The 12,189-nt window shown below is 61.0% G+C and carries 13 protein-coding genes; 4 read left to right on the plus strand and 9 right to left on the minus strand.

Annotated elements, in window-relative coordinates:
- Positions 1-10: 10 nt before the first annotated feature.
- From WA367_RS17515 to WA367_RS17530, 4 genes are all read left to right on the plus strand, one after another.
- Positions 11-1,558 carry an extracellular solute-binding protein gene (locus WA367_RS17515; protein WP_336058173.1) on the plus strand — a complete coding sequence of 516 codons (1,548 nt, stop codon included), beginning with the start codon at positions 11-13 and terminating at the stop codon, positions 1,556-1,558.
- Positions 1,559-1,647: 89 nt separating this feature from the next.
- Positions 1,648-3,987 carry a DUF4962 domain-containing protein gene (locus tag WA367_RS17520; RefSeq protein ID WP_336058058.1) on the plus strand — a complete coding sequence of 780 codons (2,340 nt, stop codon included), beginning with the start codon at positions 1,648-1,650 and terminating at the stop codon, positions 3,985-3,987.
- A 14-nt stretch (positions 3,988-4,001) separates the two neighbouring features.
- Positions 4,002-4,751 carry an SDR family NAD(P)-dependent oxidoreductase gene (locus tag WA367_RS17525; protein WP_336058059.1) on the plus strand — a complete coding sequence of 250 codons (750 nt, stop codon included), beginning with the start codon at positions 4,002-4,004 and terminating at the stop codon, positions 4,749-4,751.
- A gap of 159 nt (positions 4,752-4,910) precedes the next feature.
- Positions 4,911-6,272: an MATE family efflux transporter gene (locus WA367_RS17530; RefSeq protein WP_336058060.1), complete on the plus strand. Its 1,362-nt coding sequence runs from the start codon at positions 4,911-4,913 to the stop codon at positions 6,270-6,272.
- Between the two features lie 3 nt (positions 6,273-6,275).
- Here WA367_RS17530 and WA367_RS17535 read toward each other — a convergent pair whose 3' ends face one another.
- The 9 genes from WA367_RS17535 to WA367_RS17575 form a co-directional block, all read right to left on the minus strand.
- Positions 6,276-6,935 carry a peptidoglycan recognition protein family protein gene (locus WA367_RS17535; protein WP_336058061.1) on the minus strand — a complete coding sequence of 220 codons (660 nt, stop codon included), beginning with the start codon at positions 6,933-6,935 and terminating at the stop codon, positions 6,276-6,278.
- A 79-nt stretch (positions 6,936-7,014) separates the two neighbouring features.
- Positions 7,015-7,656 carry an urease accessory protein UreG gene (gene ureG, locus WA367_RS17540; protein ID WP_336058062.1) on the minus strand — a complete coding sequence of 214 codons (642 nt, stop codon included), beginning with the start codon at positions 7,654-7,656 and terminating at the stop codon, positions 7,015-7,017.
- Positions 7,653-8,315 carry an urease accessory protein UreF gene (locus WA367_RS17545; protein WP_336058063.1) on the minus strand — a complete coding sequence of 221 codons (663 nt, stop codon included), beginning with the start codon at positions 8,313-8,315 and terminating at the stop codon, positions 7,653-7,655. Before WA367_RS17545 ends, ureG begins: the two co-directional genes overlap by 4 nt.
- Positions 8,308-8,793, minus strand: a complete 486-nt coding sequence (locus WA367_RS17550; protein WP_336058064.1) for an urease accessory protein UreE — start codon at positions 8,791-8,793, stop codon at positions 8,308-8,310. Before WA367_RS17550 ends, WA367_RS17545 begins: the two co-directional genes overlap by 8 nt.
- Positions 8,794-8,804: 11 nt before the next feature.
- Entirely contained in the window at positions 8,805-10,514 is a 1,710-nt protein-coding gene (gene ureC / locus WA367_RS17555) for an urease subunit alpha (RefSeq protein WP_336058065.1), read from the minus strand.
- On the minus strand, positions 10,515-10,820 hold the full coding sequence (locus tag WA367_RS17560; RefSeq protein ID WP_336058066.1) for an urease subunit beta: 306 nt from the start codon (positions 10,818-10,820) through the stop codon (positions 10,515-10,517).
- Complete coding sequence (locus WA367_RS17565; protein ID WP_336058067.1) at positions 10,817-11,014, minus strand: hypothetical protein; 198 nt, start codon at positions 11,012-11,014, stop codon at positions 10,817-10,819. Before WA367_RS17565 ends, WA367_RS17560 begins: the two co-directional genes overlap by 4 nt.
- A 12-nt stretch (positions 11,015-11,026) precedes the next feature.
- Positions 11,027-11,329, minus strand: coding sequence for an urease subunit gamma (locus WA367_RS17570; RefSeq protein WP_336058068.1), 303 nt, complete (start codon positions 11,327-11,329; stop codon positions 11,027-11,029).
- 16 nt (positions 11,330-11,345) lie between these two features.
- Complete coding sequence (locus WA367_RS17575; RefSeq protein ID WP_336058069.1) at positions 11,346-12,185, minus strand: urease accessory protein UreD; 840 nt, start codon at positions 12,183-12,185, stop codon at positions 11,346-11,348.
- Between the last annotated feature and the right edge of the window lie 4 nt (positions 12,186-12,189).

Consider the following 12,189-nt stretch of genomic DNA (forward strand, 5'->3'; position numbering starts at 1 on the left):
GGAGGAGAACATGCGAAATCTGCGTAGCATATCGGCACTTCTGGCCGCCACGGTGGCTTTCACCACCCCGGTCTTTGCCGACGAACATCTGAAGGTGACCGACGAGCCGCTGACGCTCGACATCCACTTCCACTTCCGTGACCGCGTTGTCTATGACAACAACTGGCCGGTCGAGAAGCGGGCGGCAGAGCTGACGGGCGTCAGCCTCAACAATGTCGCTTCACTTGCTTCCACCAGCAGCCAGGAAGCCTTCAACCTGTTGATCGCATCCGGTGACATCCCGGATATCGTCGGCGGCGACAGCCTGAAGGACAAGTTCAATCTCTACGGTCCGCAGGGCGCCTTTCTGCCGCTGAACGAGCTGATCGAGGAGCATGCGCCGAACATCAAGGCATTCTTTGACGAGAATCCGGATCTTCTGAAAGCGGCTCAGGCGGCTGACGGCAACCTCTACTATATCCCCTATCTGCCGGACGGGAAGTTTGCTCGCGCATGGTTCGTTCGCCAGGATTGGCTCGACAAGCTGGGGCTTGAAGCACCCGACAATGTCGACGAGCTTTATGAGGTTCTGACAGCCTTCCGCAATCAGGACCCGAACGGCAATGGCAAGAAGGACGAGATTCCATATTTCGCCCGCCAGTGGCCGGAACTCCTGCGTCTGCTCGTCCTGTGGGACGGCCGCTCCACCGGCACCGATGCCGCCCACGGCTTCTATGTCGAAGATGGTGAGGTCAAGCACCCTTATACGGGTGAGAACTACAAGATCGGCATCTCCAACATCGCCAAATGGTACAAGGAAGGCCTGATCGATCCCGAGGTCTTCACCCGCGGAGCGCGCACGCGCGAAGAGCTTCTCGGCAACAATGTCGGCGGCATGACCCACGACTGGTTCGCCTCGACATCGGGCTACAATGTCTCGCTCGCCGATGAAGTGCCAGGCATCGACTTCCGCGCGTTCCTTCCGCCAAAGAGCGTATCGGGCAAGCGCATCGAGGAAAACCGCCGCACGCTTCTGAAGCCTGATGGATGGGCAATCGGCCACACCAATGAGAACCCGATTGAGACGATCAAGTATTTCGACTTCTGGTTTACCGAGGAAGGTCGCAGGCTCGCCAATTTCGGACTGGAGGGCGAGCAGTACGATCTCGTGGACGGAAAGCCCCAGTTCAAGGACGAGGTCCTGAACTCCGACAGCCCCGTCAATGCGCAGCTCTGGGCCATCGGCGCACAGATCCCGCGCGGCTTCTTCATGGATTACTCCTACGAGGAGCAGTGGACAAACGAAATCGCACTTGAAGGCATCAAGCTTTATGAGAGCGAAGACCTGCTGATCCCTGAGTTCCTCGGCGTGTCGATGACGCCCGAAGAGCAGGAAGTCTATGATCGCTACTGGAGCTCGATCCTGACCTACATGCTGGAAAAGCAGCAGGCATGGATCCTCGGTTCCGGCGATGTCGAGGCCGAATGGGACAGCTACAACGCCCAGCTCGAGCGTCTTGGCTACGACAAGGTCATGGAGGTGATGAACACCGCCTATGACCGCCAGTACGGGGAATAATTCCTCCCAATGCCGCCCGCCTTGTCTTTGCAGGCGGGCGGCACCCCTGACCACTTCTTCCAGAATACTTGCTACGGGAAGGCAGTTTCATGTCTGTCAGTTCTGCGACCACAGCCAAGCCCGCGCGGCTGGATGAGCCCCCGGCGGGCCGTCTCAATATCTCCTATGCACCTGCCAATGGTGAGGTGCTGACGGAGAATCCGCCACGTTTCTCCTGGCTTCCGGTCATCGAGGATGATGCGCGCTATGTGGTGCGCGTGCGTGATGAAAACGACGCGGAACGCGAATGGATCTACACGGACCTTCCGCTGAATTTCTTCACGCCACCAGAAGCGCTCCCGGCAGGCCAGTATCTCTGGGACTACGCCGTCTGGGACAGCGAAGCCGGAGCAGTGGCCACCAATTGGAGCAGCGAGCGAAGCTTCGAAATTCCCGCAGATGTACCGGAGGTGCCCCTTGCCTCCCGCGACACCCGATATTCTGCCAGCGACATGGGTCATCCGCGCCTGTGGCTTGGACCGAAGGAGCTGAAGAAATTCGCGGCCGATCTGCGGAAAGACCCGACCCATTGCGGCTGGGATGCCTTCTTCGAAAAATCGGTGAAGCCGTGGCTTGATCGCGACATCACGCCGGAACCGGCGCCCTATCCCAACAACACACGCGTCGCTCATATCTGGCGCCAGACCTATATCGACTGTCAGGAACTGATCTACGCGATCCGCCATCTTGCGATTGCTGGCAAGGTTCTCGATGACGAGAAAATGCTGGCGCGCGGCAAGGAGTGGCTGCTTTCGGTCGCGGAATGGGACCCGGCCGGAACAACGTCACGTTCCTATACGGACGAGTGGGCGTTCCGCGTGGCCGTGGCGCTTGCCTGGGGTTATGACTGGCTCCACGACCGTCTGGACGATGAAGAGCGCGCAAAGGTGCGCGAAGCGCTTCTGGTGCGCACTCGCGAAGTGGCGCATCATGTCATCCGTCACGCCAACATCCATCTCTTCCCCTATGACAGCCATGCGGTGCGCTCGGTCTCGGCCGTTCTCATTCCATGCTGCATCGCGCTTCTGGGCGAGGAAGACGAGGCCCGCGAGTGGCTCAACTATTCCATCGAGTTCCTCTTCACCGTCTATTCGCCCTGGGGTGACAGTGATGGTGGGTGGGCCGAAGGTCCGCATTACTGGATGACGGGCATGGCCTATCTGACGGAGGCCGCCAATCTTTTGAAGAACTTCACGGGGCTTGATCTCTATCAGCGCCCATTCTTCCAGAAGACGGGAGATTTTCCGCTCTACACCAAGGCACCGGACACGCGCCGCGCCACATTCGGCGACGACTCGACCATGGGCGATCTCGTATGCCTGAAGGTCGGCTACAATCTGCGCCAGTTCGCGGGCGTGACGGGAAATCCGGCCTATCAGTGGTACTTCGAGGAAGTGAAGCGCAATGATCCGGGCACGGAGATGGCGTTTTACAATTACGGGTGGTGGGACCTGAATTTCGACGAACTGATGTACCGCCACGATTACCCGCTGCTGGAAGCCGCCCCGCCTGCCCACGAAGATCGCCTGCGCTGGTTCAAGGGCATCGGCTGGGCTGCGATACAGACGCATATGGACGACCCGAAGCGCCACGTTCACTTCGTCATGAAGTCCTCGCCTTTTGGCTCGATCAGCCACAGCCACGGTGACCAGAACGCGTTCTGTCTGGCCGCCTATGGCGAGGATCTGGCGATCCAGTCAGGTCACTATGTGGCCTTCAATTCCACCATGCATCAGGCCTGGCGGCGACAGACGAAGTCGAAAAACGCGATCCTCATCAATGGCAAGGGCCAGTATGCCGACCGCGACAAGGCAAAGGCCATGGCCTCTGCCGGCCGCATCGTCAGCGCCGAGGATCGCGGCGACCACGTCTATATCAAGGGCGATGCGACAGCGGCCTACCGCATCAATTCGCCCGAGGTTTCACTGGTCGAACGCGAGGTCTATTTCGTCAATGACGAGTTCTTCGTCATCGTCGACAGCGTCGATGCGGACGAGCCCGTGGAGTTGCAATGGCTCCTGCACGCCAACAATCCCTTCGAGATCGGAAAGGGCGCCTTCCGCAATACCGGAGAAAAGGCAGGTTTTTACGGCCAGATCGTCTGGTCGGAAGCAGGTGACGCACGGATCACGCAGGAGACGGGCTTTCCCGGTGTGGACCCGAAGGAGTATGAAGGTCTGCCGGTCAGTACCTGCTTGACCGCCACCTATCCTGCCGCCACCCGGCACCGCATCGTCACGCTTCTGGTGCCTTACAGCCTTGAGGAGCCGAAACGGATTTTCCACTTCCTGGACGACCAGGGATATGACTGCGACCTCTACTTCACGGACGCACAGGAGCGTTCGTTCAAGGTCGTGGTCAAGAAGCTCGCAAGAACCACCATCGCATGAAACTGGAGAAGAACATGAATCTCGAAGGCAAAACCGCCATTGTTACCGGCGGGGGTCGTGACATCGGCCGCGCCTGCGCGATGCGTCTGGCCAAGGCCGGCGCCAATGTCGCGATCAACTACTACAAGAGTGCCGATGGTGCGGAGAGCGCGGTCAAGGAGATTGAAGCTGCTGGCGGTCGCGCATTTGCCATGCAGGGCGACATGACCAAGCCGGACGAGGTAAAAGCGCTTGTGGAGCGCACGGCCAAGGAATTTGGCACGATCCACGTGCTTATGCCGGTTACCGGTGGCCTCGTTGCCCGCAAGACGATCCCGGAAATCACGCTGGAACATTGGCAGGCGGTGATGGACCTCAATGTCACTTCCGCACTGCTTCTGGTGCAGGCCGCCCTGCCGCACATGACCGAAGGCGGCGCGATCGTGAACATGGCGTCCCAGGCCGGCCGTGACGGCGGCGGCGGCGGTGCGCTTGCCTATGGCGCGGCCAAGGGCGCGGTCGTAACCATGACCCGCGGCATGGCCAAGGAGCTTGCGCCGAAGAATATCCGCGTCAACGCGCTCTGCCCGGGTCTCATCGACACGGACTTCCACAACATCTTCACCAAGCCGGAAGTGCGCAAGATGGTAGCCGGAAACACGCCGCTGAAGCGTGAAGGCACCTCGGAAGAAGTGGCCAATCTCGCCGTCTTCCTGGCCAGTGACGAAGCCTCCTTCATCACCGGCGCCAATTACGACATCAATGGCGGCATTCTCTTCTCGTAGGAAGAAATCGCCAACGGGCCGCGCCTCTCCTTCCTGGCGCGGCCCGACTCTGACGGCAGTGCGGACCGCGCTGCAAATGCAAGAAGAACCAAGACGACACCCTTCAGACGCGACTTGCGGTCCGGTCAGCGCCTTGATGGCATCTGTTCGGTACCAGACATGACTTCCGCCAAGCACGCCGCCCTCCCAGACAATTCGGCCATTTTCCAGATGGCATGGCCCATGATGCTGCGCGCGATGATGCTGCACGGAATCGTGGTGATCGACGCTTATCTGGTTGCCGTGCTTGGTGAAGGTGCCATCGCGGCCATGGGGCTTGCGACAGCGGTCAGCAGCCTGATGCTTGGGGTGCTTCATTCCTTTTCAACTGCGACGCAGATCCTGGTCGCGCAGGCATACGGATCGGGAAAGCCCGTCTCGCTGAAAACGGCGTTCTACAGCGGGCTCTTCATCAACGCCGCCGCCGCCCTGCTGTGCCTTGGCGGCATGTGGATTTTCGCCGGCGGGCTGATGGACGGCTTCGCCCACTCTCCCGAAATCGCTGCGGAGGCGCGCAGTTACCTTGCGGTCTTCGCGGTGGTCATCATCGCGGAGGTGTTCGGGCAGGCGCTTTCAGGACACTTCAACGGCTGCGGCGAGACGCGGCTGCCATTCTACTCCTATCTGATCGCGCTGCCCGTCAATATTGGTGTCAGCTACGTCCTCATCCACGGCCTGTTCGGTCTGCCTGCAATGGGTGTCACGGGCGCTGCGGTTGGCAGTGCGGTGTCGGCTGCCTTGCGTGCAGGATTCCTCATCTGGGCCATCTGGCGTGAAAGCCGCTTCTATCTCGACATTTCTGGCTGGTTGCATGGCACGCTCGCAGCCTCTTTCGTCAAACATTTCCTCTTCGCTTTGCCAATCGCGACGACATTCATCTCCACCCATCTTGGTGCCAGTGTCGCAACCTTCATCTATGCCTCCATGAGCGTGAACGACTTCGCGGCGATGACACTCATCAAACCCTGGGTTCAGGTGGTAGGAACCTTTGGCATGGCCTGGGCGCAGTCGACCGGAATTTTGGTGGGCCAGCTACTGGGGCAGGGACGTTCCAGCACCGCACTGGACCGATTTCTGGCAACCGCATGGCGCGGGGCATTCGTCGCTGCCGCACTCGTCGCGATCGTCTATGTCGGCGCCATCCTGTCAGCCGAACATATTTACACCGGTCTCGAAGCCGCGACCGTCGCCGCCCTGATGAGCTTCTTGCCGGTTCTGATCCTCCTGCCCTTTCCCAAGGGCTCGAACGCCATCTGCGGCAACACGCTCAGGGCTGCGGGCGAGACGGTCTATGTGATGCATATCTTCCTCTGGTCCCAATGGGCCTTTCGCATACCGGCAACCTGGATCATGGTTGTCTGGCTGGACATGTCGGTGACCTGGGTTTTCTCGCTGCTCCTCTTCGAGGAATTCGTGAAGTTCGTCCCCTTTCATCTGCGCTTGTTCAAGGGCAAGTGGAAGCACGCCAAGCCGCTGGCCTGAACCTCACGTGATCCGCTTCATGATCTCGCGCAGCGCAGTCTTCAGCCCTGCTGCCAATGCCTTGCCCATGGCCTCGCCGATCTTGCGCGCATAAAGCGCGATCGGGCTTTCGCGGGAAACCGGGTCGATCAACACACCGCCACGATCCAGCAGTGCCTGTACTTCCTCGCGCAGCCGCTCCCCGCAAGCGCCGGCTCCTTTCACGCTCTTGTCGAAGGGCAGGCGGGAGATATCCCATTTGCCTTTCTGGGCGATGCCAAGATTGCCCTGCACTTCCGCATGAGTGAGCAGAGTCTCAGGCGAGATTGGAATGCGGTAGCGCTGCGAAAGCTCTGCGCAGACCCTGACCAGCTTGTTCCACTGTGCCTGTTTCAGGGGATAGCGGCCGGAACGAAAAGGCTGTTGGCGCGCGCCCTTCATGCCGCACAAGGCCACACCGATGGAGCCCGAATTGCAGTTGCGCGTATGCGCCGCGTAACCCCTCTTTGCCTCGCCGGAATTGCGCTCGATGGAAGCCTTGCCGCGCACCAGCTTGCCATCGCCCTCGATCAGGATGTGGTAGCATCGGCAGTCCGCCTCACAGGCGTGATGCGTGCCGCCGGTCCAGTGGCAGATGATCCGCTCCATGGGAACATCGGGCATCCAGTCGGGCGGTATGGTCATGGGGCACATCTCCGGATCAGAGCTTGATCGGTGATGCCAGAGATGCGCGCTTAGTGTCCCATAATCGCCCGTTGCCGCGTCAGCTCGCCAGCCGTTCGTCCTGTGAGGAGGACAGCCCACCCGCCGTTTCGATGAAAGCGATGATCTCGTCGAGGCCGTTACGCCGTAACAGATCGCTCATGACGAAGGGCCGCCCCTCGCGCACGCGTTCGGCATCCGATTGCATCACGTCGAGATTGGCCCCCACATGGGGTGCGAGATCGGTCTTGTTGATGATGAGGAGATCGGAGCGCGTGATGGCGGGTCCACCCTTGCGCGGAATCTTCTCACCCTGCGCGACCGAGATGACATAGAGCGTCAGATCGGCAAGGTCCGGTGAAAAGGTGGCCGCCAGATTGTCGCCGCCGCTTTCGATCAGCACCACGTCGAGATCGGGAAAGCGCTGGTTTAGATCGGCAATGGCTGCAAGGTTCAGCGAGGCATCCTCGCGAATGGCCGTATGGGGACAACCGCCGGTTTCGACACCCACGATCCGGTCTTCCGAAATCGCCTGTAGTCGCGCAAGAATGAGCGCGTCTTCCTTGGTGTAGATGTCGTTTGTGACAACCGCCATGGAATAGCGCTCACGCATCGCCTTCAGAAGCATCTCGCAAAGCGTGGTCTTGCCGGAACCGACAGGTCCGCCAATGCCGATGCGCAAGGGTCCGTTGGGAGAAATCATGAGCGGAAGATCCTCGTTTCCAGTGTTTCATGTCGCTGTGCGGCGATATCGGCGGCGATCGAGATTGCGCCCAGATTATCAAGATCGAGCGCGGCATATTCTTCGGCGAGCCGCGAAATCTCGCCTTCCAGCGCGGATTGGATTTCCAGCGCCTGCGTCTGGCCGATGGGCACGAGGCGCACGGCCACGGAGACCTGCGTTTGCACTAGCGCGGTGAGATAGGCTGCGATTGCGTCGCAGGCGCCGATGCCCGACCTGCCACAAACCGCACCAAAGGCAACCGGGTAGGGGGAGGGGGAGGGCAGATCCTCCACCAGCTCCAGCTTCCATGCGCGCGCAGCCGCCACGAAGGCGTTGCCGGTCACGTGAAGCTCTTTCAGGCGTTGGGAGGCGCATTGCAGGGCTTCAACGAGATCGGCCAGCCCCTGTATCGCGCGTGCATCTTCGTGCTCACCCAACGCGCTTCCCAGGATGATCGCATCATTGCGCATGGAACCGGCCAGCAGGCTGCCGCGCACCCATTCCTGCACCTGTATCCGGTTGCGGACCCGCCCGTCGGCAATCGCGGTCTCAAGCCCTGCCGAATATCCGAAGGCTCCGGTGGGAAAAGCGGGTGACGCCCAGATGATGAGGCGCTGCAGGGCGAGGCGATCAGTCATGGTGGTGCGTGTGACCGTGATGACGATGGTGATGATGCGCGTGCCCGCCGGGCATTCCGGAGTGATAGGCGCCTTTTTCCGGCACGAACGCACGTTCTACATCAAGGACGGTCGCGCCAAGGCCGATCAGCATGTCGCGGATCACATGGTCGCGGCGGATATAAATGCGGTCCTCATGCACCTCCGCGGGCAGATGGCGGTTGCCGATCTGCCAGGCCAGAACCAGCAGATGTTTCGCATCCCGCGAGCGCACCTCATAAAGCGCCTCGGCTTTCTCGCGCACGGCAATCACACGCCCGTCTTCCAGTTCGAGCCCATCCCCGTCAGACAGCAATTTCGCTTCGGAAAGGTCGAGCAAGAAGTCGATGCCACCGTCGGACCGCATCGCCATGCGCCGGCGGTGACGCTCGGTCTCGTCGAGCGTGATCGTGTCTATAGCCTGTTCGAAGACGCGGGTGACGGTTGCGGCGCGGATCATGGTGATGCCTCTCAAAACAGGAAATAGCGCTGCGCCATCGGCAGGCTTTCCGCCGGCTCGCAGGTCAAAAGCTCGCCATTGGCACGCACTTCATAGGTCTCCGGATCGACCTCGATTTCCGGTGTCGCACTGTTGTGGATCATGGAGTGCTTGCCGATGCCGCCGCGTGTGTTCTCCACCGCCAGCAACTGCTTCTCCACGCCAAGCCTGCCTCGCACATCTTCCCCAATCGCGGCTGCGGATGTGAAGGTGACGCTTGAGGCGGTGACCGACTTGCCGAAGGCGCCGAACATCGGGCGGTAATGCATGGGCTGGGGTGTGGGGATGGATGCATTCGGGTCGCCCATGGGCGCGGCAACAATCGTGCCGCCCATCAGCACCATATCCGGCTTCACGCCAAAAAAGGCGGGGCTCCACATCACGAGATCGGCCCGCTTGCCCACTTCGACCGAGCCGATATGGCGCGAAATGCCGTGGGCGATGGCCGGGTTGATCGTGTATTTGGCGATATAGCGCCTCACGCGGAAATTGTCGTTGTCGCCCGTCTCCTCCGGCAATGCGCCGCGCTGCACCTTCATCTTGTGCGCTGTCTGCCAGGTGCGGATGATCACCTCACCGACACGGCCCATGGCCTGGCTGTCCGACGAGATGACGGAGAAGGCGCCCATGTCGTGAAGAATGTCTTCAGCCGCAATCGTCTCCTTGCGGATACGGCTTTCCGCAAAGGCCACATCTTCGGGAATGGCGGTGTCGAGATGGTGGCAGACCATCAGCATGTCGAGATGCTCGGCAATCGTGTTGCCGGTATAGGGCCGCGTGGGGTTGGTGGAAGAGGGGATGACATTGGACAGCCCCGCCACCTTGATGATGTCGGGCGCGTGCCCGCCGCCTGCACCTTCCGTGTGGTAGGCGTGGATCGTGCGGCCCTTGATGGCTGCAACCGTGTCTTCCACAAAGCCGCTTTCGTTGAGCGTGTCGGTGTGGATCATAACCTGCACGTCATGCTCGTCGGCGACCGACAGACAATTGTCGATGGCCGCCGGTGTCGTGCCCCAGTCCTCATGCAGTTTCAGCGCGCAGGCACCCGCACGCACCATCTCTTCCAGCGGCGCTGGAACCGATGCATTGCCCTTGCCGGCCAGGCCGATATTCATCGGGAAGGCATCGAAGCTCTGGATCATCCGCCCGATATGCCATGCACCGGTACAGGTGGTGGCAAGCGTGCCGTGGGCAGGCCCGGAGCCGCCGCCAAGCATGGTCGTCACACCCGAAGACAGCGCCTCGTCGATCTGCTGCGGGCAGATGAAATGGATATGAGCATCAAAACCGCCGGCGGTGATGATCTTGCCTTCCGCGGCAATGGCTTCGGTCGATGGGCCGATGATGATGTCGACGCCGCTCTGCGTGTCGGGATTGCCCGCCTTGCCGATCGCCGAGATGACGCCGTTCTTCAAGCCGATATCGGCCTTGTAGATGCCAGTGTGATCCACGATCAGCGCATTGGTGATGACGGTATCGACCGCGCCTTCCGCGCGCGTTGCCTGCGACTGGCCCATGCCATCACGAATGACCTTGCCGCCGCCGAATTTCACTTCCTCGCCGTAAGATGTGAGATCCTTCTCCACCTCGATGAAGAGTTCCGTGTCGGCGAGACGCACACGGTCGCCCGTGGTTGGGCCATACATGTCCGCATATGCGGCGCGGCTGATCCGTGTCGGCATCTAGAGCGCCCCCATGATCTTCTGCTGAAATCCGAACACCTTGCGCGCGCCGCCAAGGGGCACAAGCCGCACCTCGCGCGTCTGCCCTGGCTCGAAGCGGATGGCGGTGCCTGCGGCAATATCAAGCCGCATGCCGCGCGCCTTGTCCCGGTCGAAGCTCAGCGCATTGTTGGTCTCGAAGAAGTGGTAGTGCGAGCCGACCTGAATGGGCCGGTCGCCGGTATTGGCGACTTCAACTACAAGGCTTTCAAGCTCGGCATTGAGCTCGATCTCGCCATCCACAGTCAGCACTTCACCGGGGATCATGGCTTGCGCTTTCCGGCGATGTAGCGGCCAAGCAATGCGCCCCCGCCGATCAGTGCAATGGCGGCCAGAATGGTGACGGCCGGTGACAGGTCGAACAGCACCAGACCGCCGTGATGGTGCTGGCTTGCAGGAAGGTCATGCGCAAAAGCAGGGGATGCGAAAAATGCGAAGGCGCAAAGGCTCAGATACTTCATCGAGATTTCCTCCTAGCGGATCGGTTCGTGAACGGTCACCAGCTTGGTGCCGTCGGGAAAGGTCGCTTCGACCTGTATGTCGTGGATCATCTCGGCCACGCCCTCCATCACCTGATCGCGGGTGATGACATGGGCGCCTTCCTCCATGAGGTCGGCGACCGAGCGCCCATCGCGTGCGCCTTCGACAACATGGTCGGTAATCAGCGCGATTGCTTCCGGGTGGTTCAGCTTGACGCCGCGTTCCAGCCTGCGACGGGCGACCATTGCGGCCATGGCGACAAGCAGCTTGTCCTTTTCGCGCGGGGTCAGGTTCATGTCTTGAAGAACTCCATCAGATATTCCAAAGGCGCGGCACGGGGCCTGCACCTGAAAGGGCGGCAATGGCCGGTTGTAGCGAGCGACGAAGGGCGATGCCGGACGGCGCGAGGAAGCGCAGCACGAGGCGCTCGCCCATCGCGCTTACGCCCGCATGGGGCAGCGTGGCCAGAAGCGGGCGCAGCTTTTCCAGCCGCGCCTCGGCCTCCGGTGCGATTGCGACCAGTGTTGCGAATGCGCTGCAGCCGGCAAGCAGGGACGAGGCGTCGCGCTCGATGTCTGCACCTGTCAGCCGCGTTGCCTCGGCATGGATCAGCCTGCCGTCGCGACGGATGCGCCAATTATCGGAAAGGCAGGCGTCACGCGCAGCCTCGCCCATGGCCTCACGCCCGATAAGAATGGCTTCGAGGGCTGTAAGCGTTGCGTCACCTTCAAGTTCGATGTCGAGCGACCGCTTCAGGCGGCTTTGGCCAAAGAAGATGGTTTCCTGCGGCAGCCAGTCGAGATGCGCGCCTGCAGCAACCCGCAGCTTTGTGGTCACTTGCGCCGCACCGCCGGACGACTTGTATATGCGTTCGCAGGCCTGGGTCGTGATCGAGAGCCGGCTTCCGGCTTGTGCCTCGGCCTGCCATTCCATCAAATCGCCGCCGGTCAACCCGCCGGACGTGTTGATGAGAACCGCCTCTACCGCAGTTCCTGTCGGGCGCGGCAGGCGGATCTTCGCGCAACCCTCCTGAAAGAGCGTGCGCAGTCTCGTACGACCTGCCACCTGTCCGACCGCAATCCGCCCCACACCCCGCGCGCGCTGCATGCGCGGCAGCGTCTCAAAATCGGCTATGGAGGCGGCAACATTCATTCGG

This window comes from Nitratireductor sp. CH_MIT9313-5 (assembly GCF_037029545.1).
Lineage (GTDB): Bacteria > Pseudomonadota > Alphaproteobacteria > Rhizobiales > Rhizobiaceae > Chelativorans.

What these genes read in the sequence shown, in the direction of transcription:
- WA367_RS17515 (WP_336058173.1), top strand. Translation starts at nt 11, where the DNA reads ATGCGAAATCTGCGTAGCATATCGGCACTTCTGGCCGCCACGGTGGCT.
- WA367_RS17520 (WP_336058058.1), top strand. Translation starts at nt 1,648, where the DNA reads ATGTCTGTCAGTTCTGCGACCACAGCCAAGCCCGCGCGGCTGGATGAG.
- WA367_RS17525 (WP_336058059.1), top strand. Translation starts at nt 4,002, where the DNA reads ATGAATCTCGAAGGCAAAACCGCCATTGTTACCGGCGGGGGTCGTGAC.
- WA367_RS17530 (WP_336058060.1), top strand. Translation starts at nt 4,911, where the DNA reads ATGACTTCCGCCAAGCACGCCGCCCTCCCAGACAATTCGGCCATTTTC.
- WA367_RS17535 (WP_336058061.1), bottom strand. Translation starts at nt 6,935, where the DNA reads ATGACCATACCGCCCGACTGGATGCCCGATGTTCCCATGGAGCGGATC.
- ureG (WP_336058062.1), bottom strand. Translation starts at nt 7,656, where the DNA reads ATGATTTCTCCCAACGGACCCTTGCGCATCGGCATTGGCGGACCTGTC.
- WA367_RS17545 (WP_336058063.1), bottom strand. Translation starts at nt 8,315, where the DNA reads ATGACTGATCGCCTCGCCCTGCAGCGCCTCATCATCTGGGCGTCACCC.
- WA367_RS17550 (WP_336058064.1), bottom strand. Translation starts at nt 8,793, where the DNA reads ATGATCCGCGCCGCAACCGTCACCCGCGTCTTCGAACAGGCTATAGAC.
- ureC (WP_336058065.1), bottom strand. Translation starts at nt 10,514, where the DNA reads ATGCCGACACGGATCAGCCGCGCCGCATATGCGGACATGTATGGCCCA.
- WA367_RS17560 (WP_336058066.1), bottom strand. Translation starts at nt 10,820, where the DNA reads ATGATCCCCGGTGAAGTGCTGACTGTGGATGGCGAGATCGAGCTCAAT.
- WA367_RS17565 (WP_336058067.1), bottom strand. Translation starts at nt 11,014, where the DNA reads ATGAAGTATCTGAGCCTTTGCGCCTTCGCATTTTTCGCATCCCCTGCT.
- WA367_RS17570 (WP_336058068.1), bottom strand. Translation starts at nt 11,329, where the DNA reads ATGAACCTGACCCCGCGCGAAAAGGACAAGCTGCTTGTCGCCATGGCC.
- WA367_RS17575 (WP_336058069.1), bottom strand. Translation starts at nt 12,185, where the DNA reads ATGAATGTTGCCGCCTCCATAGCCGATTTTGAGACGCTGCCGCGCATG.